This window comes from Streptomyces sp. NPDC007157, assembly GCF_040634235.1.
Lineage (GTDB): Bacteria > Actinomycetota > Actinomycetes > Streptomycetales > Streptomycetaceae > Streptomyces.
On record NZ_JBEYFE010000004.1, the window covers coordinates 253,412 to 279,473 of the forward strand.

The 26,062-nt window shown below is 71.6% G+C and carries 23 protein-coding genes; 11 read left to right on the forward strand and 12 right to left on the reverse strand.

Features of this window, described 5'->3' with window-relative positions; genetic code table 11:
- Positions 1–5: 5 nt before the first annotated feature.
- Positions 6–2,096, forward strand: a complete 2,091-nt coding sequence (locus ABZ642_RS09055; RefSeq protein ID WP_360479500.1) for a SpoIIE family protein phosphatase — start codon at positions 6–8, stop codon at positions 2,094–2,096.
- A gap of 31 nt (positions 2,097–2,127) precedes the next feature.
- Positions 2,128–2,991: a DNA-formamidopyrimidine glycosylase family protein gene (locus ABZ642_RS09060; RefSeq protein WP_360479503.1), complete on the forward strand. Its 864-nt coding sequence runs from the start codon at positions 2,128–2,130 to the stop codon at positions 2,989–2,991.
- Between the two features lie 7 nt (positions 2,992–2,998).
- Here the strand turns inward: ABZ642_RS09060 and ABZ642_RS09065 are convergent, their stop codons facing one another.
- From ABZ642_RS09065 to ABZ642_RS09075, 3 genes are all read right to left on the reverse strand, one after another.
- Entirely contained in the window at positions 2,999–3,655 is a 657-nt protein-coding gene (locus tag ABZ642_RS09065) for a zf-HC2 domain-containing protein (protein ID WP_360479506.1), read from the reverse strand.
- Between the two features lie 148 nt (positions 3,656–3,803).
- Positions 3,804–4,319 (reverse strand): hypothetical protein, encoded by a 516-nt coding sequence (locus ABZ642_RS09070; RefSeq protein WP_360479509.1) that lies wholly within the window; start codon positions 4,317–4,319, stop codon positions 3,804–3,806.
- Positions 4,320–4,465: 146 nt separating this feature from the next.
- Positions 4,466–5,014, reverse strand: a complete 549-nt coding sequence (locus ABZ642_RS09075) for a sigma-70 family RNA polymerase sigma factor (protein ID WP_360479512.1) — start codon at positions 5,012–5,014, stop codon at positions 4,466–4,468.
- A gap of 221 nt (positions 5,015–5,235) precedes the next feature.
- Between ABZ642_RS09075 and ABZ642_RS09080 the strand changes: the two genes are divergently transcribed.
- A complete protein-coding gene (locus tag ABZ642_RS09080; protein WP_360479515.1) occupies positions 5,236–6,408 on the forward strand; it encodes a CapA family protein in 1,173 nt (390 codons plus the stop codon).
- A 6-nt stretch (positions 6,409–6,414) separates the two neighbouring features.
- On the opposite strand, the gene ABZ642_RS09085 is transcribed toward ABZ642_RS09080, so the two are convergent.
- Complete coding sequence (locus ABZ642_RS09085) at positions 6,415–6,888, reverse strand: MarR family winged helix-turn-helix transcriptional regulator (RefSeq protein ID WP_360479518.1); 474 nt, start codon at positions 6,886–6,888, stop codon at positions 6,415–6,417.
- Between the two features lie 98 nt (positions 6,889–6,986).
- Here ABZ642_RS09085 and ABZ642_RS09090 point away from each other — a divergent pair, with 98 nt between their 5' ends.
- Entirely contained in the window at positions 6,987–7,802 is an 816-nt protein-coding gene (locus tag ABZ642_RS09090; RefSeq protein ID WP_360479521.1) for an alpha/beta hydrolase, read from the forward strand.
- On the opposite strand, the gene ABZ642_RS09095 is transcribed toward ABZ642_RS09090, so the two are convergent.
- Both ABZ642_RS09095 and ABZ642_RS09100 read right to left on the reverse strand, forming a co-directional pair.
- Positions 7,799–9,211 (reverse strand): amino acid permease, encoded by a 1,413-nt coding sequence (locus ABZ642_RS09095; protein ID WP_360479524.1) that lies wholly within the window; start codon positions 9,209–9,211, stop codon positions 7,799–7,801. The two genes, ABZ642_RS09090 and ABZ642_RS09095, sit on opposite strands and share 4 nt — an antisense overlap.
- 60 nt (positions 9,212–9,271) lie before the next feature.
- Positions 9,272–10,222 (reverse strand): LysR family transcriptional regulator, encoded by a 951-nt coding sequence (locus tag ABZ642_RS09100; protein ID WP_360479527.1) that lies wholly within the window; start codon positions 10,220–10,222, stop codon positions 9,272–9,274.
- A 102-nt stretch (positions 10,223–10,324) separates the two neighbouring features.
- Here ABZ642_RS09100 and ABZ642_RS09105 point away from each other — a divergent pair, with 102 nt between their 5' ends.
- A complete protein-coding gene (locus tag ABZ642_RS09105) occupies positions 10,325–11,581 on the forward strand; it encodes an MFS transporter (protein WP_360479530.1) in 1,257 nt (418 codons plus the stop codon).
- Here the strand turns inward: ABZ642_RS09105 and ABZ642_RS09110 are convergent.
- On the reverse strand, positions 11,517–11,972 hold the full coding sequence (locus ABZ642_RS09110) for a universal stress protein (RefSeq protein WP_360479533.1): 456 nt from the start codon (positions 11,970–11,972) through the stop codon (positions 11,517–11,519). The genes ABZ642_RS09105 and ABZ642_RS09110 overlap by 65 nt on opposite strands.
- 124 nt (positions 11,973–12,096) lie before the next feature.
- Here ABZ642_RS09110 and lysX point away from each other — a divergent pair, with 124 nt between their 5' ends.
- Together lysX and ABZ642_RS09120 are read left to right on the forward strand one after the other, a co-directional pair.
- Positions 12,097–15,369, forward strand: a complete 3,273-nt coding sequence (gene lysX / locus ABZ642_RS09115) for a bifunctional lysylphosphatidylglycerol synthetase/lysine--tRNA ligase LysX (protein ID WP_360479536.1) — start codon at positions 12,097–12,099, stop codon at positions 15,367–15,369.
- Between the two features lie 149 nt (positions 15,370–15,518).
- Positions 15,519–16,352: a polysaccharide deacetylase family protein gene (locus ABZ642_RS09120; protein WP_360479539.1), complete on the forward strand. Its 834-nt coding sequence runs from the start codon at positions 15,519–15,521 to the stop codon at positions 16,350–16,352.
- Between the two features lie 49 nt (positions 16,353–16,401).
- On the opposite strand, the gene ABZ642_RS09125 is transcribed toward ABZ642_RS09120, so the two are convergent.
- Entirely contained in the window at positions 16,402–17,076 is a 675-nt protein-coding gene (locus tag ABZ642_RS09125; protein WP_360479542.1) for a class F sortase, read from the reverse strand.
- A 350-nt stretch (positions 17,077–17,426) separates the two neighbouring features.
- Between ABZ642_RS09125 and ABZ642_RS09130 the strand changes: the two genes are divergently transcribed.
- Positions 17,427–18,341: a hypothetical protein gene (locus ABZ642_RS09130; protein ID WP_360479545.1), complete on the forward strand. Its 915-nt coding sequence runs from the start codon at positions 17,427–17,429 to the stop codon at positions 18,339–18,341.
- 115 nt (positions 18,342–18,456) lie between these two features.
- On the opposite strand, the gene ABZ642_RS09135 is transcribed toward ABZ642_RS09130, so the two are convergent.
- The 3 genes from ABZ642_RS09135 to ABZ642_RS09145 all read right to left on the reverse strand — a co-directional run bounded on the left by ABZ642_RS09135 (position 18,457) and on the right by ABZ642_RS09145 (position 20,858).
- Positions 18,457–19,233: a hypothetical protein gene (locus ABZ642_RS09135; RefSeq protein ID WP_360479548.1), complete on the reverse strand. Its 777-nt coding sequence runs from the start codon at positions 19,231–19,233 to the stop codon at positions 18,457–18,459.
- Positions 19,234–19,462: 229 nt separating this feature from the next.
- Positions 19,463–20,227, reverse strand: coding sequence for a DUF4239 domain-containing protein (locus ABZ642_RS09140; RefSeq protein ID WP_360479551.1), 765 nt, complete (start codon positions 20,225–20,227; stop codon positions 19,463–19,465).
- Between the two features lie 31 nt (positions 20,228–20,258).
- A complete protein-coding gene (locus tag ABZ642_RS09145) occupies positions 20,259–20,858 on the reverse strand; it encodes a hypothetical protein (protein ID WP_360479554.1) in 600 nt (199 codons plus the stop codon).
- A gap of 269 nt (positions 20,859–21,127) precedes the next feature.
- On the opposite strand from ABZ642_RS09145, the gene ABZ642_RS09150 reads away from it, so the two are divergent.
- The 3 genes from ABZ642_RS09150 (at position 21,128) to ABZ642_RS09160 (ending at position 25,418) form a co-directional block, all read left to right on the forward strand.
- Complete coding sequence (locus tag ABZ642_RS09150; RefSeq protein WP_360479557.1) at positions 21,128–22,099, forward strand: SCO0930 family lipoprotein; 972 nt, start codon at positions 21,128–21,130, stop codon at positions 22,097–22,099.
- A 365-nt stretch (positions 22,100–22,464) separates the two neighbouring features.
- Positions 22,465–23,277, forward strand: a complete 813-nt coding sequence (locus tag ABZ642_RS09155; protein ID WP_360479560.1) for an SAM-dependent methyltransferase — start codon at positions 22,465–22,467, stop codon at positions 23,275–23,277.
- Positions 23,274–25,418, forward strand: coding sequence for an EAL domain-containing protein (locus ABZ642_RS09160; protein ID WP_360479563.1), 2,145 nt, complete (start codon positions 23,274–23,276; stop codon positions 25,416–25,418). The genes ABZ642_RS09155 and ABZ642_RS09160 overlap by 4 nt, the downstream gene beginning before the upstream one ends.
- A gap of 25 nt (positions 25,419–25,443) precedes the next feature.
- On the opposite strand, the gene ABZ642_RS09165 is transcribed toward ABZ642_RS09160, so the two are convergent.
- The gene (locus tag ABZ642_RS09165) at positions 25,444–25,767 is read right to left on the reverse strand and encodes an L-rhamnose mutarotase (protein ID WP_360480188.1); all 324 of its coding nucleotides are present in this window, start codon (positions 25,765–25,767) and stop codon (positions 25,444–25,446) included.
- Positions 25,768–26,062 lie beyond the last annotated feature (295 nt).

Sequence of the window (26,062 nt, forward strand, 5' to 3'; positions counted from 1 at the left end):
GCCCCATGGCTGATCGGGGAGCGAGCGCTCCGTCTCTCCCGGACGACTGGCCCGCCCACCCGGACCACCCGATCCTGGCGCTCAACCGCCTGGGCACCTTCGACTGGGACTTGGACGCCGGTCTGTTCCACATGGACGCCCAGGCGTACGAGGTGTTCGACCTGACCCCCGAGGAGTACGACGGCCACCCCGAGAGCCTCGCCGTCCGGGTACCCCTGGCGGAGGGCAGCCGGCTGGACGCGGTGGTGTCCCAGGCCATCAAGGACGGCAGCGAGAACTACGGGGCGTACTTCCGCATCCGCCGACGCGACGGCACCCCGCGCTGGACCCACACCCAGGGCTACATCCGGCGTGACGAGACCGGCCGCCCGCGCCGGGTCGTCGGCGTGGTCCGGGACGCCACCCAGGAGCTGGAGGACAGCGAGGTGCGCAGCCTGCGGGCCGCCCAGGACCAGGCGCTGCGCCAGCAGACCGGCGTCGTCCAGGTGGTCACCGCGGCCCTCGCGCACGCCCGCAGCGTTCAGGACGTCATCGACGCCCTCAAGGACACCCAGGGCATCCCCAACCTGGGCGCGACCAGCCTGGTGATGGGACTGGTCGAGGCCGGCCGGATCCGGCTGGTCGCCGAGGGGCCGGCGGGCAGCTTCGTGCCCGGCACCCGGATCACCCGGATAGACGAGCCCTACCCGATGGGCGAGGTGGTGCGGACCCTCAGCCCGCGGTTCATCGAGTCGCCGGAGGAGTTCGCCGAGGGCTACCCGATACTGTGGCCGCACATCACCGAGCTGCACATCACCTCGGCCGCCTATCTCCCCCTCATCGCCCAGGCGCGCCCGATCGGGGCCATGGGCCTGCTCTACAACGACCGGCTCGGCTTCTCCTCCGAGGAACGTGCCGTCCTGGTCGCCCTGGGCAGCAGCATCGCGCAGAGCCTGCAGCGGGCCATGCTCTACGAGCAGGAGAAGGACCTCGCCCAGAGCCTCCAGCAGGCGATGCTGCCGCGCACCATCCCCAGCGTGCGCGGCGCCGACATCGCCGTCCGCTACCGCTCCGCGTCCGCCGGGGGTGCCCTGGGCCCGGACATCGGCGGCGACTGGTACGACCTGATCCCGCTGCCCGGCGGCCGGGTCGGCGCGGTCATCGGGGACGTCCAGGGGCACGACACGCACGCGGCGGCCGTCATGGGCCAGCTGCGGATCGTCCTGCGCGCCTACGCCGCCGAGGGCCACGCCCCGGCCACCGTGATGGCCCGCGCCTCGGTCTTCCTGGACGAACTCGACACCGACCGGTTCGCCACCTGCCTGTACGCCGAGGCCGACCTGTCCACCGGCGTCGTCCAGGTGGTCCGTGCCGGGCACATCGACCCGCTGATCCGCAGTGCCGACGGCAGCTGCCGTCGGGCCCCCGTGGAGGGCGGGCTGCCGCTCGGCCTGTCCGCCGAGTTCAAGAGCCTCGAATACCCGGTGTCCACCCTGGAGCTCGACGCCGGCGAGACGCTGCTGCTGTGCACCGACGGGCTGGTCGAGCAGCCGGGCACCGACCTGGGGGACGGGATGCGGTCCCTGATCCGGCAGGTCGCCGAGGGGCCGGAGGACGTGCGCAGGCTCGCCGACCGGCTGATCGAGGTCGCCGAGGACCGGGGCGGCGACGACGACGTGGCCCTGCTCCTGCTGCGCCGCCGCGGCCCGGACACCGCGCAGGCCGTCGGCCGCCTCCAGCAGCACGTGGCCTCCGGCGACCCCGAGGCGCTCACCCTGGCCCGGCACATGATCCGTGCCGCCGTCCGGGCCTGGGGCGCCGGGGACCGCGCCGACGAGATCGAGCTGGTCGCCGACGAACTGATCACCAACGCGCTGATGCACACCGAGGGCTCCGCGATCGTCACCCTCAGGGTTCTGTGCGGCGGCGACCGCCGGCTCCGCGTCGAGGTCGAGGACTCCTCCAGCGCCCTGCCACGCCGGCGCGAGGCGGGTGAGGACGGGGTCTCCGGGCGGGGCCTGCTGCTGGTCGACGAGATCACCGACGTGTGGGGCGTGGAGGCACGCGGCGGCGGCAAGGCGGTCTGGTGCGAGTTCCGGATGCCGGAGCCCGCCTGACCCATGGGGCCACGGGTGGCACCCTGGACGCATGCCCGAACTGCCCGAGGTCGAAGCGCTCAAGGACTTCCTGACCGAGAACCTGGTCGGTCACGAGGTCGTGCGCGTCCTGCCGGTCGCCATCAGCGTCCTGAAGACGTACGACCCTCCCCTCGGCGCCTTCGAGGGCAGCGAGGTCGTGGCCGTGCACCGGCACGGCAAGTTCCTGGACATCGAGGGCGACGGCGGACTGCGCTTCGTCACCCATCTGGCCCGTGCGGGCTGGCTCCACTGGAAGGACCGGCTGCCGGACGGACCGCCCCGCCCGGGGAAGGGCCCGCTCGCCCTGCGGGTGGCCCTGGAGACCGGCGCGGGCTTCGACCTCACCGAGGCCGGCACCCAGAAGAAGCTCGCCGTGTACATCGTCCGGGACCCGGCGGAGGTGCCCGGGATCGCACGGCTCGGCCCGGACCCGCTCGCCGCCGACTTCGACGAGGCCCGGCTCGCCGCCCTGCTGGGGAGCGAGCGGCGGCAGCTCAAGGGCGCCCTGCGCGACCAGAGCCTGATCGCCGGGGTGGGCAACGCCTACAGCGACGAGATCCTGCACGCGGCGAAGATGTCCCCGTTCAAGCTGGCCGCGTCCCTGACGCCCGAGGAGGTCCACGGGCTGTACCAGGCGCTGCGCACCACCCTCACCGAGGCGGTGGAGCGCTCCCACGGCCTGGCGGCGGGCCGGCTCAAGTCGGAGAAGAAGAGCGGGCTGCGTGTCCACGGCCGGACCGGCGAGCCCTGCCCGATCTGCGGCGACACCATCCGCGAGGTCTCCTTCAGCGACTCCTCGCTGCAGTACTGTCCGACCTGCCAGACGGGCGGCAAGCCGCTCGCGGACCGCCGGTTGTCCCGGCTGCTCAAGTGACCGGCGGTCACTTGGGGTCCAGGGTCACCAGGCGCTGCCCGTCGGCGTTGCGCACCTCGTAGCGGTCGATCTCGTCGGGGTGCATCGAGGAGCCGCCCGTCATGGTGGACACCCGGTCGTCGTGGTCCCGCTCGGCCCAGGTGGTCACGATCTGCTCGGAGCCGTCCCGGCCGACCGCGACCAGGCGGCAGGAGCGCGGCCCGTCGGCGTCCTTCACCTGCAGCTCGATCGTGCTGCCCGAATCCGTGTCCTCCGACTTCACCTGCGCCCACACGCCCGACTGCGTGTCGGTGGCCGCGGTGACCTGGACGGCCGGCGGGGCGTCATGACCGGCGTACGTCACGATGCCGGGGCCGACGACCGCGAACACCACCGAGGCGGCGAGGCCGTAGAGCAGCTTGCGTCGTTTGGCCCGGTGCCGGCTCGCGACCTCGGCGAGCAGCCGGTCCAGCAGCCGGGGACCCGGCTGGGCCATGGGGTGCACGAAGCGCGGCGTGGCCCGGCGATACAGCATCAACTGCCGTGCCGCGGGGCCGAACTCGGTCACGTGTGCCGAGCAGCTGGGGCACTCCATGAGATGGTCCTCGAAGCGGAAGGCCTCCGCCTCGTCCAGCACGCCGAGCGCGTACGCGCCGACGTCGCGATGCCTTTCCAGGGACCTCATGCCGAATCCTCGTGCCGTGAGTGCGGGTGGGGGTTACTCATTGCTCCTTGCTCCCACCCGTACGCAGTCGGCCGCCGTTTCACTCAAGGCACGTACAGAATCGTAATCAACGGATTCGGAGCGGCCGGGCCCGCGGATTGGTGCCGATTCAAAAAAGATGGATGGCGAGATGTCCGAGGGGCAGACCGAGCCGCCAGGCGGGGGTCCACACCTTCGGCCCGTCGTCCTCGCCGAACACCGAGCCGCCGCCCGGTACCGCGTCCAGGTCGGGCGCGAGCAGCTCCGTCTCCTCCAGCCAGCGCCAGGCCGCCGTGGCCAGATCCAGGTCCGGCGACGGCCCGCCCGACTCGATCGCCTCGGCGGTCAGCCCGGCCATACGTTCCCCCACCCAGTACTGCCACGGCTGGTCGTACGCCGTCAGCGAAAGCCAGTTCTCCAACTGGGACACGACCCGGATGCCCGACAGTTCGCCGTCCGTGTCGGAGAGGAAGATCGTCAGCGCCAGCGCGTCCCGGCCGGCCCGGAACTCGAAGGACGTCGGCGGCATGAGATCGCCGGTGCGCAGCAGCTCGTCGGCGATGTACTCGGCGTACAACCAGGCCATCGGGACCGCCAGTTCCCCGCTCCCGGCCCCGTCCGTGCTCTCTTGACCTCTGTGCAGCATCCCGTCCTGCCTTCCTCCGGTGCGCGCGCGTGGCCCCGACCCCGGGTCCGTCCCTCTCCCGGTGCGGAACACGGATGAAGACAGCTGATTGCTCAAACATGGTCCTCAGCAAGGCGCTTTACCGAGGTTTGACCTGGCTTACGGTTTCATCGCAGGTCGGGTGCATAACCGGGCAGAACCCGACGCAGGGCGCGCAGCGCGTAGTACGCCCGCGACTTCACGGTACCGGGTGGAATGCCGAGGGTCGCGGCGGCCTCCGCCACACTCGCCCCTTGGAAATACACCAGCACCAGGACTTCACGGTGTTCAGGGGTGAGAGTCTTCACAGCCTCCCGCACGTCCAGCGCCGCGGCGGCGCGCTCGGCGTGGTCGCCGATGGCCCGGGTGTTCTCCAGGACCGCGTCGTGCACCTCGGGCGGCCGCGCCTGCCGGGCCCGGCGCGCGTCGATGGCGAGCCGTCGGCCGACCGTCAGCAGCCAGGGCAGGACGGAGTCGAAGTCGTCGGCGCGCAGCGCCTCGGGGTGCTGCCAGGCGCGCACGAGGGTCTCCTGCACGAGGTCCTCGGCCCGTTGCCGGTCGCCGTCGCTGAGCCGCAGCAGCAGCGCGAAGAGCGGGCGGCCGTGCGCGCGCTGGAGCGCGGCGAGCTCGTGCTCGGCGGTCGTCGTCCCGTCGGGAAGGGTGGTTCCGGCCGTCATGGCCGTATGGCATCGCAGGGCCGGGCCGGGGGACAGGGGGCGCACAGGGATCTGCGGCGGACGGTCGATCGCGTCGGCGAACGGTGCGACGAACGGTCCGTCATACCGCTTACCCGACCCGGATGGGTCAATCGGGACGCCTGAGTTGTTTGCGACCCGGCTCGGCTTCGTACCCATTGATCTGTAAATCGGACAAGGCTTGCGACTCTGGGGTGCTCCTGATGATCAATCGCAGACGCCAGGTGGCCCTGGCCCTGACCGCCCTCCTCGCCACCGCAGCCGCCTGCCAGAACCATGTGCGGCAGGAGAACGCCGCCCCGACCGGCCGGCCGGCACCCGCCGTGCCCGCCCCCGGCGGCGGCTTCACCCTCGTCGCCTCGGGTGACGTCATGCCGCAGAAGTCCGCGCTGGACCACGCGAACCTCGACGCGGGCGGCAACGGCCACGACTTCCGCCCGATGCTGGCCGGCGTCGAACCCGTGGTCTCCCATGCCGATCTGGCGCTCTGTCACCTGGCGACCGTGACCGACGCGGAGGGCAGGGAGGACGGGGGGTCCGGCCCCGCCGGTGTCACCTCCCCGCCGCAGCTTGCCGAGGGCCTCGCCGCCATCGGGTACGACAGCTGCTCCACCGCCTCCGACCGCGCCCTCGACGGCGGCGCCGACGGGATCCAGCGCACCCTCACCGACCTGGACCGGACGGGCCTGCGGCACGTCGGCACCGCCCGCACCCAGGCCGAGGCGGCCGCCGTCACGCTGCTCAACGCGGGGCGCACCCGAGTCGCCCAGCTCTCCTACACCTTCGACGTCAACGGCAACAGCATGCCGCCCGGGCAGCCCTGGGCGGTCAACCTCCTCGACGAGAACCGCATCCTCGCCGACGCCCGAGCCGCCCGGCAGGCCGGCGCGGACGTGGTCGTCCTCTCCGTGCACTGGGGCACCGACGGCCAGGACGCCCCCGACCAGCAACAGCTCACCCTCGCCAAACGGCTCACCGCCGCCCGCACCGGCGGCCGGCCCGACATCGACCTGATCCTCGGCACCCACGCCCACATCCCGCAGGCGTACGAGAAGGTCAACGGCACCTGGGTCGTCTACAGCCTCGGCGACCAGATCGCCGGCGAGCTGAACAACAGCCAGGGCCACCAGGACCCGCGCGGCAACCAGTCCACCCTCGCCCGCTTCACCTTCACGCCGCCCACCCGCCCCGGCGGCCGCTGGGAGGTGGCCAAGGCCGAGTTCATCCCCCAGTTGTACGACCTCGACGCCGGCCGGGTCGTCGACCTCAACGCGGCCATCGACCAGGGCGCCGACTTCACCGCCGTACGCGACGGCATCCGGGACACCGTGCTCAGCCGCGGGGCCGCCAAGGACGGGCTGGTGATGGGGGAGTAGCGGCGCTCACTCCACGTCGACGTGGTCGAACGTCCGCAGCAGCTCCTTCAGCACCCGCACGCACGCCGTGATCTCGGCGTCGGTCAGACCGCCGCCGACCTGTCGGTTCACCGCGTGCTCGCGGGCGAGGATCGCGGTGATCGTGGTCCGGCCGCCGTCCGTGAGCCGGATCAGGGAGGAGCGCTGGTGCGCCGGGTTGGGGATGACCTCGGCCCAGCCGCGTGCCACCGCGTCGTTCACCGTGCGCTGCACGAACTGCCGGCTCAGCGCCATGATCCGGCCCATCTGGGGCACCGTCATCGGCCCGAACCGGAGCAGCAGGTCCAGCACGGAGCGCACGCCGACGGAGGCTCCCTCGATCTGCTCGCCCAGCTCGATCTTGCGGAAGGCGCGCCGGTAGAGCGGGCCGATGAGGTCGTACACCTCGGTGATGCGCTCACCCAGCTCGTCGGGGGCGAGGGGCTTGTCGATGTCGTTCACCCGGCCATCATGCACCGGACCGTGGTGACACCTCGGGTGTCAAAGTCATCATGACAACTCGGTTGTCAAAACCCTCCGATGATGACACCTTGGTTGTCATGAATGGTGCTGCGGACGTCCGCTTCCTCCCGTCCTCCGACGGCGACCTCGCCTACCTCGACACCGGCTCGGGCGACCCGGTGGTCCTGCTCCACTCCGGATACGTCGACCACCGCTTCTGGTCGGACCAGATCCCGGCCCTCGCCGCCGAGTACCGGGTGATCGCCCCCGACGTCCGCGGTCACGGCGCCTCCGCCAACGCGAGCAGGCCGTTCCGCTGGGCCGACGACCTCGCCGAACTGCTGCGCCACCTCGACGCCGGGCCCGCCGTCCTCGTCGGCGTGTCGATGGGCGGGGTGATCGCCACCGACACGGTGCTGGAACACCCCGAGCTGGTCCGCGCGGTGGTCACCTGCGGCGCCGCCACCGGCGACTTCCGGTACACGGATCCCTGGCACCAGGAGCTCCAGGCCGAGTACGCCCGCACCCTGGGCGCCGGTGACATCGAGGGCTGGCTGGACGCCTTCGTACGGGTCGCCACGGGCGCCCACCGCGCACCGGACGCCCTCGACCCGGAGATCCCGCGCCGGCTCCGCGAGATGGCCCGCCAGACCCTCTCCAAGCACACGCCCGACGAGACCGACTGGCATGTGCGGGTGACCGGCTCCTGGCCCCGCGTACCGAAGATCGACGTCCCGGTCCTCACGGTCAACGGCGGCCTGGAACCCGCCGATCTGCTCGCCGCCGCCGAACGCCTCGCCCGCGAGGTCCCCGACGGCCGCGCCGAGATCGTCGAAGACACCGACCACTACCCGAACCTGGAGCGGCCGGACGTCTTCAACGACCTCGTGCTCGACTTCCTGCGCGCGCTCTAACGCCCGGCCAGCCGCGACCTCTTGTACGAGTAGGCGAAGTAGATCACGCATCCGATCACGAACCAGACCGCGAACCGCACCCAGGTCTGCCACGCCAGGAACGTGATCAGCCAGATCGAGAAGACGACGCCCAGCGCCGGCACGAACGGCATCCACGGGGTGCGGAAGCCGCGCGGCAGATCCGGCTGCCGGTAGCGCAGCACGATCACCGCCACGCACACCACCACGAACGCCAGCAGGATGCCGATGTTGGTGAGTTCGGCCGCCTCGCCGATCGGCACGAATCCGGCGAGGAGGGCCGAGGCCAAGCCGACGATCCAGGTCACCCGGGTCGGCACGTGCCGCGTCGGGTGCGTCTTCGCGAACCAGCCGGGCAGCAGCCCGTCCCGGGACATCGAGAACCAGACCCGGGTCACACCCAGCATGAACGTGAACATCACGGTGAGGATGCCGATGATCGCGCCGACCGCGATCACGTCCGCGAGCCCGCTCAGCCCCACCGACTTGAACGCGGTCGAGAAGCCGCTCTCCGGGTCGATGTCCTTGTAGTTCTGCATGCCGGTGAGGACCAGACAGGCCGCCACGTACAGCACCATGGAGATCGCCAGCGAGTAGATGATCGCCTTCGGCATGTGCCGCTGCGCGTCCTTCGACTCCTCGGCCGCCGTCGACATCGCGTCGTACCCGAAGACCGCGAAGAACACGGTGGCCGCACCCGTGAACGCCCCGCTGACGCCGAACGGGAAGAAGGGGTGGTAATGCGCCGAGTCGATGTGGAACACCCCGACGCCGATCACCAGCAGCACCACCAGCACCTTGAGCACCACCACGACCGTCTCGAACCGGGCCGCGCTGCGGATGCCGAGGTTGAGGAGGTAGGCGATCAGCAGGCAGAGCACCGCGGCGAACAGGTCGACCCGGTGGCCGGCCCCGGTGCCGGGCGCGCCCAGCATCCACCGCGGCAGCTCCGCGCCCATCTCCTCGACCAGGAAGCCGAAGTACCCGGAGATGCCGATCGCGACCACCGCCACGATCGCCGTGTACTCGAGGAGCAGGTCCCAGCCGATGAACCAGCCCGCGAACTCGCCGAGCACCGCGTAGCCGTAGGTGTACGCCGAACCCGCCTTCGGGATCATCCCGGCGAACTCGGCGTACGACAGCGCGGCGCAGGCGCTCGCCAGACCGGCGATGAGGAAGGAGAGCAGCACGGCGGGTCCCGCCGTCTCGTTGGCGACCGTGCCGGCGAGGGTGAAGATGCCCGCCCCGATGATGCCGCCCACCCCGATCGCGGTCAGCTGCCACAGTCCGAGCGATCTGTCGAGCCGGGGCCCCTCGCCGACCTCCGTCTCCTCGATGTGTTCGATGGGTTTGCGACGGAGAATTCCTTCACCCATGCGCAGCTTGGCCATGTGCCTCACCTCTTCGCCGATCGCGAACGGCTGACGGCGGATCATGATGGCGCAGGTGAGTCACGGCCGGAAGACGCCACGCACGCTCTCGGCCCAGCCGGGCACCCAGGTCCGGGTCGCGGGGCGGGGCGGCCGGACGTCGGTGAGACGGGCGCGCAGAGCGACCAGCGCCGGGTGCGGGTTGGCGGCGGTCCAGAGCAGGGAGTGCGGGTAGACGGGGGTCGGGTCGACCAGCGGCACACGACGCAGATCGTGGCCTTCCGGCCAGGCCAGCCGGGTCCCCTCGCTGACCAGCGTCGCCAGGGTGTCGGAGCCGGCCAGCGCGTCCTGCACCGCCCCGCTGAAGTTGGGGCCCGAGGAGTCGATGGTGAGCCCGAACTCGGCGGCGAGGGAGGCGTAGTAGGCGGCCCACTCGGTGCCGTCCACGATGCCCGGCATCCAGATCCGGTGCCCGGCCAGCTCCCCGGGCGAGACCGAGCGACGGCCGGCCAGGGCATGCCCCGGGCCGGTGAGCAGCTGGACCGGCTCGTCGTACACCCGGGCCGCCTCGACGCCCCTGGGCAGCGGCCGGCCGGGCATGGCGACGGCCCGGAAGGACGCGTCGATCGCACCGGAGCGCAGCGCGGCGAGTGCCGAGTCCACGTCGAAAAGCGTGACGACGTCCAGGGCGATCTCCGGGTGCGCCTCGTGGAAGCCGCGCAGCAGCGCCGCCGGGGCGAGCCGCGCGCCGACCACGTCGACCCGCAGAGGGCGCCGCCCGGACCGTACGGAGGCGGTCGCGCGCTCCTCGGCCAGCAGCAGCTCGCGGGCGTGTGGCAGGAAGGTCCGGCCGTCCACGGTCAGATCGGCACCACGCGAGGTTCGGCTGAACAACCGCACCCCCAGCTCCTTCTCCAGCGTCGCGATTCGCTTGGAGACGGCCTGCTGGGTGACCGCCAGTACGGCCGCGGCCTCCTGGAACTGCCCCGATTCGGCGACGGCGACGAAGGTGCGTACGGCTCTGAGGTCCACGTCGACACCGTACAACCGCCGGTTGTGACAGACGGTCCGTGAGTTGTTTGATTCGGCGGCCACCTGCACGTTTTCATGTCCCGGGTCAACGGGAGGTTGTGCATGGGACGGCGGTTCGGATGGCTGTGGGCCGCGTACTCGGTGAGTGCGGTCGGCACCTATCTCGCCTTCGACGCGTTCTCGGTGATCGCGGTCATCGCACTGCACGCCGACTCCGCCGAGGTGGCGCTGCTCGCCGCGACCGGGCCCGCCGTGGGTGCGGTGGCGGCCGTGCCGCTCGGGCCGTGGGTGGAGTTCCGGCGCAAGCGGCCGGTGATGATGGCGATGGACCTGGTCCGGTGCGCCGCGCTGCTCACCGTCCCCGCCGCCTACGCGCTCGGCGGCCTCGGCCTCGGCCAGCTGCTGCTGGTCTCGGCGCTCGTCGCCGCGGCCGACATCACCTTCAACGCGGCTTCCGGCGCCTTCCTGAAGAGCCTCGTCCCCGCCGACCGGCTGCTCACCGCGAACGCCCGGTTCGAGTCCTCGAACTGGACCGCGCTGGTCCTCGGACCGCCGCTCGGCGGTGCCGCGATCGGCGTGTTCGGCCCGGTGACCACGGTCGTGGCGAACGCCGTCAGCTTTCTGCTGTCGGCGCTGGGCATCCGGGCCGTCGGCGGCGGCGAGCCCAGGCCCGAACGCACCGGCACGGACCGCCTGCGCGCCACCGACCTCCTCGACGGCTGGCGGCACATCCTCGGCAGTCCGGAGCTGCGGCCGCTGTTCTTCAACAACCTCGCGGCCAACGCCCTGATCATGGTCGCCGCACCACCGCTGGCCGTCCTCATGCTCGGCCCGCTCGGCTTCGCCCCCTGGCAGTACGGCCTCGCCTTCGCCGCACCCTGCCTGGGCGGCCTCCTCGGTTCCCGGCTGGCCCGCCCGCTGGCCGCCAGGTACGGGCAGCAGCGGGTGCTGCGCGGCGCGGCCACCCTGCGCACCCTCTGGCCCCTCGGGCTGGCCTTCGTCCGACCCGGGCTGCCCGGTCTGCTGCTGGTGATGGTCCTGGAGTTCGGGGTGATCACCTGCTCGGCCGTCTACAGCCCGGTGTACGCCACCCGCCGCCTGGAGTGCACCCCGAACGACCGGGTCGCCCGCACTCTGTCCGCCTGGTCGATCACCGGCAAGGCCACGACGGCGGCGCTCACCGCACTCTGGGGCCTGCTGGCGAGCCTCACCGGCCCCCGCACCGCGATCGCCGTGGCCGGTGTCCTGCTCCTCGCGACTCCGGTCCTGCTCCTCAGGGAGCCCCGGAAGGCGGTTACGGCACCACCGTCACCGGCCACCGTCCCGCCTTCACCAGGCGGATCGCCACCGAGCCGATGAACCGGTGGCCGGCCTGCTCGGAGGCGCCCACCACGACCGCGTCCGCCTTCAGTTCGTCGGCCGCCTTCACCAGGCCGGTATAGGGGTCGCCGCGGAAGGTGTGGAACTCCCAGCGCACCTCGAATATCCCCTTGAGCCGCTCGGTCGCGTCCCGGACCTGGGCGACCAGGTCCTCCGCGATCTCGTCGGTCGTCTCCGCCACCGGGGCCCCGAGCGCCGCGCCGGCCGCCAGGACCGGCTGCACGTACACGACGGCGAGCAGCGCGTGCTGCCGCCGGGCCAGACCGCCGGCGTAGGAGGCCGCGCGCCATGAGGAGTCCGAGCCGTCCACGCCGACCACGATGACCTTGGGGCCGTCCGTGCCCCGCTCGAACTGGTGTTGTTCCGCCACGTTCCGAGGCTATCGGAAATCGCAGGTCCCATGGCTGCCGGGGCGCCTCGCCGGGCAAGCGATGCCCAGTTGGCCGCAGGCCGCTCGACGGGCGAGGTGGGCGGGCGCTTCCTAAAGTCGGAGCATGAGTGCCGCCGTGCAGCCCGCCCCGGGGAAGGAGACCGCGGGGCCCGCGCGCCCGCGCGGCGGCGGGCGGCTCACCTGGGTGCCCGAGGCCTTCGGGACCTTTTTCGGCGTCCTCGCCCTGCTGTGCGCCCTGCTCTCCTTCGTCGCCCCGCTGCGCGCCCTGCTCCGGCCGGTCGTGCACTTCCTCAACGCCGTCGTGGTGCCCGTCAGCCCCAACCTGGCCTATGCCGTCTTCCTGTTCCTGCTCGGCGGCGCCACCGCCGCCCGCAAGAAGGTCGCCTGGTGGCTGGTGGTGATCTACCTCGGCCTGCTGGTGCTGGCGGACATCCTGACGGTCGCCTTCGGCTTCGACTGGTACTCCTTCAGCTCACTGCTGGTGTGCGGACTCGCCCTCGCCCTCCTGATCGTCGCCAGACGCGAGTTCTACGCCGCCTCCCGCCGGGCCGCCGTACGCCGTGCCCTCGGCGTCCTCCTCGTCGGCCTGGTCGTGGCGATCCTGGCCGGCTGGGGCCTGGTCTCGCTCTTCCCCGGCTCACTGCCGCACGGCCAGCACCTGGCCTGGGCCGCCGACCGGGTCTGCGGCGGCCTGGTCGACGGCGGCAGCTACCGCGGCCGCCCGCCCCGGTTCGTCGCCTTCCTGCTCGGCCTCTTCGGTGCCCTCGCCCTGCTCAACGCCGCCACCGCCCTGTTCCGTTCACAGCGCCTGGAAGCGGCCCTGCACGGCGACGAGGAGAACCGTGTCCGCGCCCTCCTCAAGGCCTACGGCGACCGGGACTCCCTCGGCTACTTCGCCACCCGGCGCGACAAGGCCGTGGTCTTCTCGCCGAGCGGCAAGGCCGCCGTCACCTACCGGGTCGAGGCCGGCGTCTGCCTGGCCAGCGGCGACCCCGTCGGCGACCCGGAGGCCTGGCCGCACGCCGTCGCCGCCTGGCTGGACGTGGCCCGCCGGCACGCCTGGGTGCCCGCGGTGATGGGCGCCTCGGAGGGCGGTGCCAAGGCCTACGTCCGCGCCGGGCTCGGCGCCCTGCAACTCGGCGACGAGGCGATCCTGCACGTCGCCGACTTCGACCTCGGCGGCCGGGAGATGCGGGTCACCCGGCAGGCCGTCAACCGGGTCCGCCGTTCCGGCGCCACCACCCGGGTGCGCCGCCACGCCACCCTCACGGAAACCGAGATGGAGGAGGTCGTCGACAAGGCCGACGCCTGGCGCGACACCGAGACCGAGCGCGGCTTCTCCATGGCCCTGGACCGGCTCGGCGACCCCGCCGACGGCGACTGCCTGCTCGTCGAGGCCCTGGCCGAGGACGGCCGGCTGCTCGCCCTGCTCTCCTTCGTGCCCTGGGGCGGCGACGGTGTCTCCCTCGACCTGATGCGCCGTGACCGCGCCGCCCCGAACGGGGTCATGGAGTTCATGGTCGCCGACCTGTGCGCGGCCGCACCCAAACTCGGCGTCCGCCGCATCTCGTTGAACTTCGCCGTCTTCCGCTCGGTCTTCGAGGAGGGCGCCCGCATCGGTGCCGGACCGGTGCTGCGCCTGTGGCGCCGGCTGCTGCTGTTCTTCTCCCGCTGGTGGCAGCTGGAGGCCCTGTACCGCTCCAACGCCAAATACCACCCCGAGTGGTACCCGCGCTTCCTCTGCTACGGCGAGGCCGGCTCCCTCGCCCGTATCGGCGTCGCCTCCGGAATCGCCGAAGGCTTCGTCTCCGTACCCTCCTTGCGCAAACTCTGGGGAAAGGGGCACCCGAAGACCGGGCCGCGGCCCGTCGAGGCGCCGCTGTCTTCGCCGGTGCCCGGTCTCGACGGAGGGGACGAGGCCGGGTCCGGCGCCCCGGACCGGGGCCTGCCGGACCAGTTCCGGGTCCGGCGCGGCAAGCTGGACCGGCTGCGCGCGGCGGGCGTCGACCCCTACCCGGTGGCGACCGTACGGCCCACCCGGGCCCTCGCCGACATCCGCGACGGCGAGACGGTCACCGTCGCCGGGCGGATCATGCTGGTCCGCGACTTCGGGGGCATCGTCTTCGTGACGCTGCGTGACTGGTCCGGCGACCGCCAACTCGCCCTCACCCGGGCCGAGTCCGGCCCCGCCCTGGCCCGCTTCACCGCCGACACCGACATCGGCGACCAGATCACCGCCACCGGCCGGGCCGGCCGCAGCGACAAGGGCGCGCCCACCGTCTTCGTCACCGACTGGCAGCTCACCGCCAAGTGCCTGCGGCCCCTGCCCGACAAGCACCGGGGCCTGGCCGACCCCGAGGCCAAGGTCCGCCGCCGCTACCTCGACCTCGCCACCAGCCCAGCCGCCCGCGAGGTCGTCCGCGCCCGCTCCAGCGCCGTACAGGCGCTCCGCCAGGGCCTGCTCGACCGCGGCTACCTGGAGGTCGAGACCCCGATGCTGCAGCAGATCCACGGCGGCGCCAACGCCCGCCCCTTCACCACCCACATCAACGCCTACGACCTCGACCTCTATCTGCGCATCGCCCCCGAGCTGTATCTGAAACGGCTGTGCGTAGGCGGGATGGAGAAGGTCTTCGAACTCGGCCGCACCTTCCGCAACGAGGGCGTCTCCTACAAGCACAACCCCGAGTTCACCATGCTGGAGGCCTACCAGGCGTACGCCGACTACGACGTGATGCTCGACCTCGCCCGTGAACTGATCCAGGGCGCCGCGACCGCCGCCCTCGGCTCCCCGGTGGCCCGCAGGGACGGGCGGGAGTACGACATCTCGGGGAGCTGGCCCGTCAAGACCGTGTACGGGGCGCTCTCCGAGGCGCTGGGGGAGGAGGTCGGCCCCGGCACCGAACTGCTGCGGCTGCACCGGCACTGCGACCGGACCGGGGTGCCGTACACCGCCGACGACGGGCCCGCCGACGTCGTCCTGGAGATGTACGAGCGGCTGGTGGAGGAGCGGACCCAGCTGCCCACCTTCTACAAGGACTTCCCGATCGACGTCTCCCCGCTCACCCGGCAGCACCGCACCGACCCGCGGCTCGCCGAGCGCTGGGACCTGGTCGCCTTCGGCACCGAACTCGGCACCGCCTACTCCGAGCTGACCGACCCCGTCGAACAGCGCCGCCGGCTGACCGCCCAGTCGCTGCTCGCGGCCGGCGGGGACCCCGAGGCGATGGAGCTGGACGAGGACTTCCTGGACGCCCTGGAATACGCGATGCCGCCCACCGGCGGGCTCGGCATCGGCGTCGACCGGCTGGTCATGTTCCTCACCGGCCTGACGATCCGTGAGACGCTGCCCTTCCCGCTGGTCCGCCGCCGCTGAGGGCTCCCGCCGCCCGGACACGCAGTCGGTCCGGGGCACTTGACCATTTCTTTCCGAAACCTCCGTGCGCTGGTCCGTGCGGGTGTTTTCACGCCGCCGCACCGGTGTCTAAGTGGTGCGCCCCAGCCCGGCCGGGCGACTGATGAGTCATGCAGAAGGATCAGTTGTTCACCCGACGCCGGCTGCTGCTCGCCGGCGCCGCCGCTCTGGGCGCCGCGGGCACCGCGGGCATCGTGCTGGCGAGCGACGGCGAGGAGGCGGCGGGCACCGTCGCCCCGGCCGCCGGACCACCGGCCCGCCAGGCGTTGAAGTCCTCCGCCTTCCGGCTCCAGCCGCTCACCGGATACGGTCCGCCGCCCACCGAGCCGCGCAAGCTCAAGGTCCGCAAGCAACCCATCATGCGGATCTCCGGGACCGGCCGGCACATGATGCTCACCTTCGACGACGGACCCAACCCGGCCTACACCCCGCACATCCTGGACACCCTTGCCAAGTACGACGTGCGCGCGATGTTCTTCCTGTGCGGGGAGTGCATCGTCCAGAACCGGGAACTGGTGGCGCGGATGGCCGCCGAGGGCCATGTCGTGGGCAACCACACCTGGACGCACCCGCTGCTGACCACCTTGGACCGCCGGGAGATCCGCGACGAGATGGAGAGCACCAGCGATGCCATCGAGGACACCTACGGCGAGCGCCCCCAGTGGTTCCGCGCCCCCTACGGCGCCTGGAACCGCGCGGCCTTCCAACTCGGCGCCGAGATGGGCATGGAGCCCATGGCCTGGACCGTGGACAGCACCGACTGGACCACCCCGGGCACCCGCACCATCGTCGACACGATCGAGAAGGGCGCCGCCCCCGGCGTCGTGGTCCTCTCCCACGACGCCGGGGGCGACCGCTCACAGAGTGTCAAGGCCCTGCGCGAGTATCTGCCCTATCTGCTGGACAACGGCTACCACCTGACGGTGCCCCGCCGCCGGACCTGAACCGGCCCGTCGCCGCCGACGGGCTTTCGCCCGCCCGGCCGGGTCCGCCTCAGCGGGCCTCGACCAGGCGGGCGAACACCACCACGTTCCCGTCGTAACCGTTCTGCTTCGAGAAACCGCCGCCGCAGGTGATGACCCGCAACTCCGGTGTGCCCTTGGAACCGTAGACCCGGTCGCCGGGGAAATCGGCTTTCGCGAAGACCTCGATGCCGTAGATCTCGAACACCGCGGTCTTTCCGTCGGTGCGGTCGATCTCGATCCGGTTGCTCTTCTTCAGGGAACCGAGACCGTAGAACACCGCCGGCCCCTTCGTGTTGTCGACGTGGCCGACGATCACGGACGTGCCCTTCTCGCCGGGCGAGACGCCCCCGGTGAACCAGCCGGCCAGATTCGGGTCGTCCGGCGGCGGTGCCGCGACCCAGCCGTCCGAGTCCAGACCCACCGGCATCACGGGCGCGTCGACCCGGATCGCGGGGATCCTGATCCGGTTCGCCGCCGAGTACGGGAGCGAGGCGGGCGCGGTGGCGAAGGTGTCCGGGACCGTGCTACGGCTGTCCGGAGCGGCGGCCGAGGCCGGCTGCGGCGGGCCGACGTCGAATTCCCCCGAACCATTGCGGATGAGCGCCAGACCGGTCAGCAGAACAAGCGCTATCACTCCCCAGGGGGCACGCTTACGCCGCCGCTCCTCCTCTTCGGCCAGCTCGGAAAGTTCGGACGCAGACATTCGCCATCCCCTCTCGACGCGGCCGCCGCGATGTCCGTGGCGCGCAGGTCCGTAGCGCGTATGGGAAAACGCTAAGTCCCGCGCGAGCGTGCGGCGACGGGGCAACGGGCGAACGGGTGGCCCGCGCGCACTCCGGTGCGCCATCCGAGTTGCCGTTCTCAGGTTTTTTCTGACGGTCCGTGACCTGCGGCAATATCCGATTGTGTGCTTTTCGCGCGGCGTGTCCCCTCACCAGGACGGACCATTCTCGAAATGCGGGCGTGTTCAAGGCATCTGAGGGTCTATTCGGGAGGTGCTTTCTCGCCGATCTACCGGGGACGGTTCCCGGGGCGCCTTCCGCGGAGGAAGAGATGCGAAACTCACGTGCGCTGGCGGCCGCGTGCACCGTGGTCGCCGTTCTCGGCGCCGCCGCCCCGGTGGCCGTCGCCGACGGCCTGGGCAACCCCGGCGGCCCGCCCAACACCCAGGCTCCGGTCGTCGGTGGGACGGGCGTCGCCCCCGGGACCGGTGTCGCCCCCGGGGCGGGCGTCGGTGTCGCCCCCGGAGTCGGTGTCGCCCCCGGAGTCGGGGTGGGGGCCGTCCCCGGTATCGCGGCGGTCCCCGGAGTCGTCGTTCCCGGGTACGGCGTCGGCGGGTTCAACGGAGGCGGGTTCGGCCGAGGCGGCTTCGGCCGAGGCGGCTTCGGCGGGCGGGGTTGTGAGGGGTTCGACGGGCGGGGCGGCAATGACTTCGGCGGGCGGGGCGGCAATGACGCCGGAGGGCGGGGCGACGACGGGTTCGGCGGGCGGGGCGACGACGGGTTCGACGACGGCTTCGGTGGCCGAGGGGACGACGGGCGGTTCGACGGCGGCTTCGGCTGCAGGGGAGAGGGGTTGCGCGACATCAACGCCCAGCCCAGGGCGATCACGAGCGGGGCCCGCCTCACCGTCACCGTCAACGGCTGCCGCAGCGGCTCCATGAGCTCCCGCGCCTTCCGGACGACGTCGCTGTTCCCTTTCGGCGGCGACATGGCGCGCGGGGTCGCCACCATCGACCGGGATGCCCGCCCGGGCCCGTACGACCTGACCGTCCGCTGCAACGGGGGGCGGACCCTGACCCGGCCGAACGCGTTCTATGTGCTCGGCGGGGTCAGGGGCGGCCTCGGCGGCAGTGTCTCCAGCGGGGCCACCCCGGCCGACATGGCGATCGGCGGTGGGCTGGTGGGCGCGGCCGTGCTGGCCGGCTGCGGGTTCTGGCTGCGCCGGCGGCACGAGAAGCGGCTCTGACCCGTGCGGGCCGTCTTCGCCCCGGATCCGCGTGGGACCGGGGCGAAGACCCGCGCGGGCGTGCGCGGGACGGGCGGCGGTCCGGCACCGCCCTCGCCGGCCCGACGGGAGGCGATCAGGCACCGCCCACGCCGGCCCGTCGGCGTGCGATGCGGTACGCCGTGCCGACCGAGCCCACGACGAGCACGATGCCGAGGCCGATCTCGTTCAGGTCGAACCCGTCGACACTGCCGCCCGCACCGGCTCGCACGCCCCGATCGGGCGGGAGGGGCTGCGGGTTCAGTTCCTCGCGTCCGCCGGCACCGCTGTCGGCACCCCCGTCGGTACGGTCGGCGGACTGGTCGTCGCTGTCGTCGTCGGACTGGCTGTCCGTGCCCCCGTCGGTGCGGCCGACGGTGTGGTCGCTGGTGTGGTCGGTGGACTGATCGTCGGACCCGCCGTCCGCGCGTCCGTCGGTGCGCCCCTCGGACTGGCCGTCAGCGCGGCTGTCCGTGCCGCCGTCGCCGTGTCCCGTCGACTGGGCGCCCGCGATGCTGAGTTGAGTCGACCCCCTCGCCCCGTCGCAGTCGACCGTCACCCGGTACGACGTCTGCGATCTCGCGTCCCGGTCGACCGTGGCCGCCACCGAGTCCCGTCCCTGGGGGATCCGGACCGTGTCGAACACGTCCGAGGTGACCGTGGCGGCGCCCCGGCAACTCTCGTCGCGGTTCAACTGCAGGCTGACCCGGCCGCCGGCCGAGACGGTGGACGGCGTGACGTGGACGCCGAAGGTGGTCTGCCGACCGCTGTCACCGCCTCCGTCGCCCTGGTCGTCCGTGAGGGCGGCCGGAGCGCCCAGGACGAGGGCCCCGACGCCGAGCAGCGCCGCCGAGGCGAGGCGTATTGCGTGCATGGTGGTTCCTCCGGTCCCCGAGGAGCTGTCCGCGGATCTGTTCCGCTCGTGCCGGAAATGCACCTCGATGATCGGAACGCTAGGAACATCCGTACACGCGCGCGAACGCAGTAGTGCGAACGGGGGAAGCGGCTGGGCCGACCGGGGGACGCGGATACGGCAGCCGGGGGACACCCGCGGCGTGGCACCGCGCGATGACCCCCGGGTGCCCCCGGCGTCCGGGGTCCCCTTACCCCTTGATGTGCGGGAAGAGGTTCAGGAAGGGCTGCGCCGTCGCTGTGATGCCCCGGCTGTACGGTTCGTCGAAGTCCCAGATCAGGAAGAGCATGAAGGCGATGGTCGCGGAGAACAGCCCCGCCAGGATCAGTTCGCGCCGGGTGCGCCTGATCTGCAGCGCGAAGACCATGCCGACGGTGACCAGGGCTCCGGTCAGCAGCCCGAACCACACCACGTTCGGCATGGTCGCCCCGGTCGAGTCGGCCCGGGCGCTGCGCGACTGGTCGAGCGCGGCCACCTGGTCCACCAGCGGCTGGTAGGCCTGTGCCTGGAAGTCGGTCTTCGGCTGGTAGTCGGTGACGTCCTGACGGATCTTCGCGAGCAGATCCGCACCGCGCGGGGTGAGACGGCCGTGGTCGGCCATCTCCTTCCACTCCTTGTCGACGACCTGCTGGGCGTAGGCCTCGACGTCCGCCCGGATCCGGTCACGGGCGTCGGGCGGGTACACCCGCACCCGTTCGTAGATCTCGTGCAGTGCCTGCGCCTCCGACTGCACATGGTCCTGGGCGGCGCTGCGGGCCTCCCACACCCCGGCCACCGCCAGACCGAGGACGATGGCGTAGATGACGCCGATCCACATGGTCATGTACTCGATGACGTCCGGCGTCTCGGAGGGATCCTCGTCCTCCGCCGCCCTCTTGTGCCGGACGAGGGTGATGATGACCACCACGGCACAGGCCGCGAGCATCGCGAGGACGAGAACAAGCCAATCCGGCAACGGAAGCCTCCAGAAATCAGCGGGCCGGCCGTCAGCGCGCGCGGAACGCGGCGATGGCGACGATGGCGGGTACGGCGATGAGCAGGACGTAGGTGACCGGTGAGGTGCGGTTCGGGGCCGCCGCGCCGGTCGACTGGATGCGGTACGGCGGGTAGGTCACCGGGGTCGGTGAGGGCCGCGGGGTGGGCTTCGGCGACGGGGTCGGGGTGGGCGTCGGCCTCGGCTGGGGCCGGGGAGCCGGCGGCGGGGTGGGCGCGGGCTTCGGGGCCGGCGCGGGTGGTGGCGGTGCCGGCGGGACGGGCCTCGGGCGCGGCTTCGGGGTGGGCTTCGGCGTGGGCTTGGGTTTGGGGGTGGGCTTGGGCGTGGGGGTCGGAGGCGGAGGGGGCGTCGGGGTCGGGGTGGGTGTCGGCGTCGGGCAGGGCGGCGGTGTGGGAGGCGGGCACGGCGGAGGAGTGGGCCAGGAGTCGCCGGCGACGGCCACCGCGTACGTGCCGTCGGGGCCCGTCGAGGCGTAGGCGCAGGCGTCGGCCGACGCCGTGCCGACCGGGCAGCCCAGCAGGGTCCAGGTGAGTGTCAGCAGAGCCAACACCCTCGGGACGGGCGCGAGTCGGGTCGCTTCGGGTGCATGCACGACCGAGATCATGAGGCGTCGAGTGCCGTCGCACGCCGGAGTGCGGAGGGATTGGCCCGAACGGGGGACAGGTGGCGTAAACCGGTTTGAATCACACGGTCCGTCGGTTGGCTTGATGCGTACGTCCGTGCGGGATGTGCACCGAGGGCACAGTGTCCCGAAAGAAATTCGTGCGGCCGTTGAACACTTCGGCCCCCGGCGTCCGTACCTGGTGTCGTGCGGCGGAACACAGGCGCTGCAATATCCAGGCGATGCATGGGGAGTTGAAGATGAAGACCTCCTGGAGGAGCGCCTCTCTGGTGGCCACGGCCGCAGGCGTGCTGGCTTTGACGACGGGGTGCGGTCAGGACAACGTGACCACTCCGTCCTCGGCGGCTCAGAACGTCGGTGCCACGGCCCCGGCCGGTGTCGGCAGCGTGGGCAGTGTGACCAGCCCCTCCACCGGTGCGGGCAACGGTTACGGCGCGGACGGCAGTCAGGCTTCCAGCTCTCCGGCCGTGGTCGCCCCCGCGGGCAAGCTGACCGTGGCCAGCAACCCCGATCTTGGCAAGGTGCTGACCGACGGCAGCGGCCTCACCCTCTACCGTTTCGACGCGGACACCGCCAAGCCCCCCAAGTCGAACTGCGACGGCGACTGCGCCACCACCTGGCCGCCGGTGCCCGCCGACGACGCCACGGCCGGTGAGGGCATCGACAAGGCGCTGCTCGGCGAGGTCACCCGCACCGACGGCACCAAGCAGCTGACCGTCGGCGGCTGGCCGGTGTACCGCTATGCCAAGGACGTCAACGCCGGTGACGTGAACGGCCAGGGGGTGGGCGGCAAGTGGTTCGCGACGGCCCCCGACGGCAAGAAGGCCACCCTGGCCGACCTGCCCGGCCTGTCCGTCCGCAAGGACGCCAAGCTCGGTGACATCGTCGTCGACAAGAACGGCAGGACCGTCTACCGCTTCATCAAGGACAAGGCGTGGCCCAAGTCCGTCTCGAACTGCACCGGTGACTGCCTGACGAAGTGGCCGGCCGTCGCGGAGGTCGCCGCCAACGACACCAAGGGCGTCGAGAAGAAGGGCCTGATGGGCTTCACCCGGTCCGACAACGGCCAGAAGCAGATGACGGTCGACTGCTGGCCGATCTACACCTTCTCCGGCGACTCGAAGGCCGGGGACACCAACGGTCAGGGCGTCGGCGGCACTTGGTACGCCGTCTCGCCCGAAGGAAAGCTGGTCGGCGCGCCGAGCAAGTAAGGGATCACCTCCCCAGGGTTGATCGCCCCGCCCAAGTCCACATTCGCGCACCGCGGAAGGGAGGACAGAGGCCGGCGAGAGCCCCGGACGACACGACGGCGCACGACCGCCCGCCCCCTCCGCACCGCACGGAGGGGGCGGGCTCCTGTGTTTTGCATCTCCTTCGCAGATGCTTCGCATCGCACCCGGATGTGCTCTGCATCGCATCCGCGTCCGACGGAGTGCCCGAACACCCCCAAAGTGCACACCGAATTCCCAGGTGGTGACCGGGAACGGACGGTCAATTTCCGGTTCCACTCGCCCAGTTCGCAGGCGATCAGTAGCCTCTGCTCGAACACCGGATCGCCTCAGCCTTGGAGAGATACATGGAGCGTCCCGCCTGGGCCCCACGGAGCATCGACATCTCGGTGCCGAGCGTTTCGCGTATCTACGACTACTACCTGGGCGGTTCGCACAATTTCGAGGTCGACCGGGAAGCGGCCCGCAAGGCGATGACGTTCCTGCCGGGCCTGCCGAAGATCATGCAGGCCAACCGGGCCTTCATGCGCCGCGCCGTCCGCTACGCCGTGGGCGCCGGCATCGAGCAGTTCCTGGATATCGGCTCCGGCATCCCCACCTTCGGCAACGTCCACGAGGTGGCGCAGGCGGCGCACCCCGGCGCACGGGTGGTGTACGTCGACCACGACCCGGTGGCCGTGGCCCACAGCCAGGCCGTGCTCGCGGGCAACGAGGAGGCGGACGTGGTCGCCGCGGACCTCCGCAAGCCCCAGGAGATCCTGTCGAGCCCTCAGGTGGAGCGCCTCATCGACTGGAATCGGCCAGTGGCCTTGCTCCTCGTTGCCATACTGCACTTCGTGGAAGACGCGGACGACCCGTACGGGACTGTGGCACAGCTGCGCGAAACACTCGCGCCCGGCAGCCTGTTGATCCTCACGCATGCCTCGTACGAGGGAATCCCGCTGTCACCCGAGCGGGCCGAGAGCGCGGTGGACGTATACAAGGACATTCGCAACCCGCTCATCATGCGCTCACGCGACGAGATCGCCAGGTTCTTCGAGGGGTACGACATGGTGGAACCCGGACTGGTGCCGATGCCGCACTGGCGGCCGGAGTCGGCGCCGGAGGACGAGGATCCGTATGCCTTCTCCGGATTCGCCGGCGTGGGGATCGCGGCGTGAGCGCGGAGCCGGACGGCCCGGAGGACAGACTGCGCCGGTTCGCGACGATCTGGAGCCGGGCGGTGTTCCCGGTGACCTCGACGTCCCTGACCCGGCCGGAGTTCGAGGAGCAACTCCTCCCGCTGGCCCGCCGGTTGAGCGAGGTGCTGCTGGCGCACGGCTTCGAGGCCGAGGAGGCCCGGCAGGTGGGGGCCGCGCTGATCGACGCCCACTGCACCGACCCCGAGGCGCTCACCCGCAGCCTCGACTGCGTCGACGCCTATCTGGCCCTGTACTGCGGCGGGGACGGCCCCCAGGACGAGCTGCGGATGCGTTCCTCGCGGATCCAGCACGCGATGGCCGCCGGGTACGCCCAGGCGCTGCGCGAGCGCACGCTGGCCGAGCAGGAGGCCATCGCGCAGGCCGCGCTGCGGGCCCAGGGCGTGGTCGCGCAGGCGCTGCACGCCAGCGAGGCACGCTTCCGCGCCGTCTTCGAGGGCGCGGCGATAGGAATCGGCATCGCCGACCTGGAGGGCAACGTCCTTCAGGTCAACGGTGCGCTGCTGCGCATGTTCGGCGGCTCCGAACAGACCCTGCGCGGCCGCAAGGTCATGGAGTGGGCGCATCCCGAGGACGCGCCCCAGACCTGGCGGCTCTACGAGGAGCTGGTCCGCGGCGAGCGCGAGCACTACCACGTCGAGAAGGCGTTCAACCGCTCCGACGGAACGGTCCTGTGGACCAACCTGACCGTCTCCCTGCTCCGGGACGCGGACGGCGACCCGCAGTACCAGCTGGCCCTCATGGAGGACACCACCGAGCGCCGGCTGCTCAACCTGCGGCTGCGCTACGAGGCCACCCACGACGCGCTCACCGGTCTCCCGAACCGCACGCTGTTCTTCGAGCGCCTGGAGAAGGCACTGGCCGCCGGTGAGGGCCAGCGCTTCGGGCTGTGCTACCTCGATCTGGACGGCTTCAAGACCATCAACGACAGCCTCGGCCACTCGGCGGGTGACCGGCTGCTGGTGGAGGTCGCCGACCGGCTGCAGTCCTGCGCGACCGCGCCCGGCGAGATGGTCGCCCGGCTCGGCGGCGACGAGTTCGTGGCGCTGACCACCGGACCGGCCACCCAACGCGAGGTCGACGACCTGGCCGACCGCATCATGAACGCCCTGGTGACCCCGATCAGCATCGACGGCCGCGAACTCATGGTCCGGGGCTCCATCGGCATCGTGGAGGGCCCGGCGGGCGAGCGCACCCCGGCCGAGGTGCTGCGCAGTGCCGACATCACGATGTACCGGGCCAAGTCGGCGGGCGGCAACCGCTTCGAGCTGGCCGACCCGGAGGCCGACGCCCGCGTCATCACCCGGCACGGCCTGACCACCGCGCTGCCGGCGGCCCTGGACCGCAACGAGTTCTTCATCGAGTACCAGCCGCTGGTCCACCTCGGCGACGGCAGCGTGCGCGGCGCCGAGGCGCTGGTCCGCTGGCTGCACCCGCAGCACGGCGTCCTCGGCCCCGACCGGTTCATCCCGCTCGCCGAACACACCGGGCTCATCGTCCCGTTGGGCCGCTGGGTCCTGGAGGAGTCGATCCGCCAGGCCCGCGAGTGGGGGGAACGCTACGGCGAGCAGACCAGCGCCGGCCCGCTGCGGATCAACGTCAACCTGTCCCCGTGCCAGCTCAGCCACCCCGGCCTGGTCCAGGACACGGTGGACATCCTGGAGCGGACCGGGGTGTCCCCGGACGCCCTCTGCCTGGAGGTCACCGAGTCGGCCCTGATCGGCGCCGACGACGATCTCCTCAAGCCGCTGCGCCGGCTCGCCGAGATGGGTGTCGACATCGCCCTGGACGACTTCGGCACGGGCTACTCCAACCTCGCCAACCTGCGCCGCCTCCCGGTGAGCATCCTCAAGCTGGACCGCTCCTTCACCCAGAGCATGCAGCAGTTCCCGGCGGACCCGGTCGACCTCAAGATCGTGGAGGGCATCGTCTCCCTGGCCCACAGCCTGGACCTCGCGGTCACGGTCGAGGGCGTGGAGACGGGCGCCCAGGCCGAGCAACTGCGCATACTGGGCTGCGACACGGCCCAGGGCTGGTACTACGCCCGCCCGGGCCCACCGGAGCGCCTGCACGAACTGGCGCTGGTGGACGCGACGGGCTGACGAGCCGGCGTCCCTTCGTGGGCCCTCAGTCGAGGTGGAAGACCTCCTCGGCGGGGGCCCACCACTCGCCCTCGGCGGCGGTGTCGAGCGGCTGCTGACAGGGGTCGGTCAGCGCCCACCAGTCGCGTGTCACCGGGTCGGCGGCGATCTCCGCGGTGTCGGCGGCGTAGTCGCTGCCCGTGTACTCCAGATAGCTGAACAGCAGCCCGTCCCGCAGGAAGATCGAGTAGTTGCCGATCCTGGCGCGCTTGAGTGCCGCCAGCACGCCCGGCCACGCGGCGGCGTGCAGGGCGCGGTACTCCGACTCCTTCTCCGGACGCAACCGGATGACGGCGGCGAAGCGCTGCATCTGGCTCACCTCTCCTTCCTGAGGGACGAACCGCGAAAAATCAGTTCCATCTGACGAGCAGGACCCTAAGGATCGGATCCTTCCCGCGCAATGGTCGGAGCGATGTCCCTCACGGGCGGTATTCCTCTGCCCCATCAGGCACTTGGAACAAGTTCCGTTCGGAATCGTCCCTCCGTGTTGCGCGGATGTCATGGCGGCCACCACCGATGAACCTGATCAATCAGAACATCGATGAGGGGGTGCACCGTGGCCGATCCGGCACCGGTCTCCGAACAACTCCTGGAGCACATCGCCG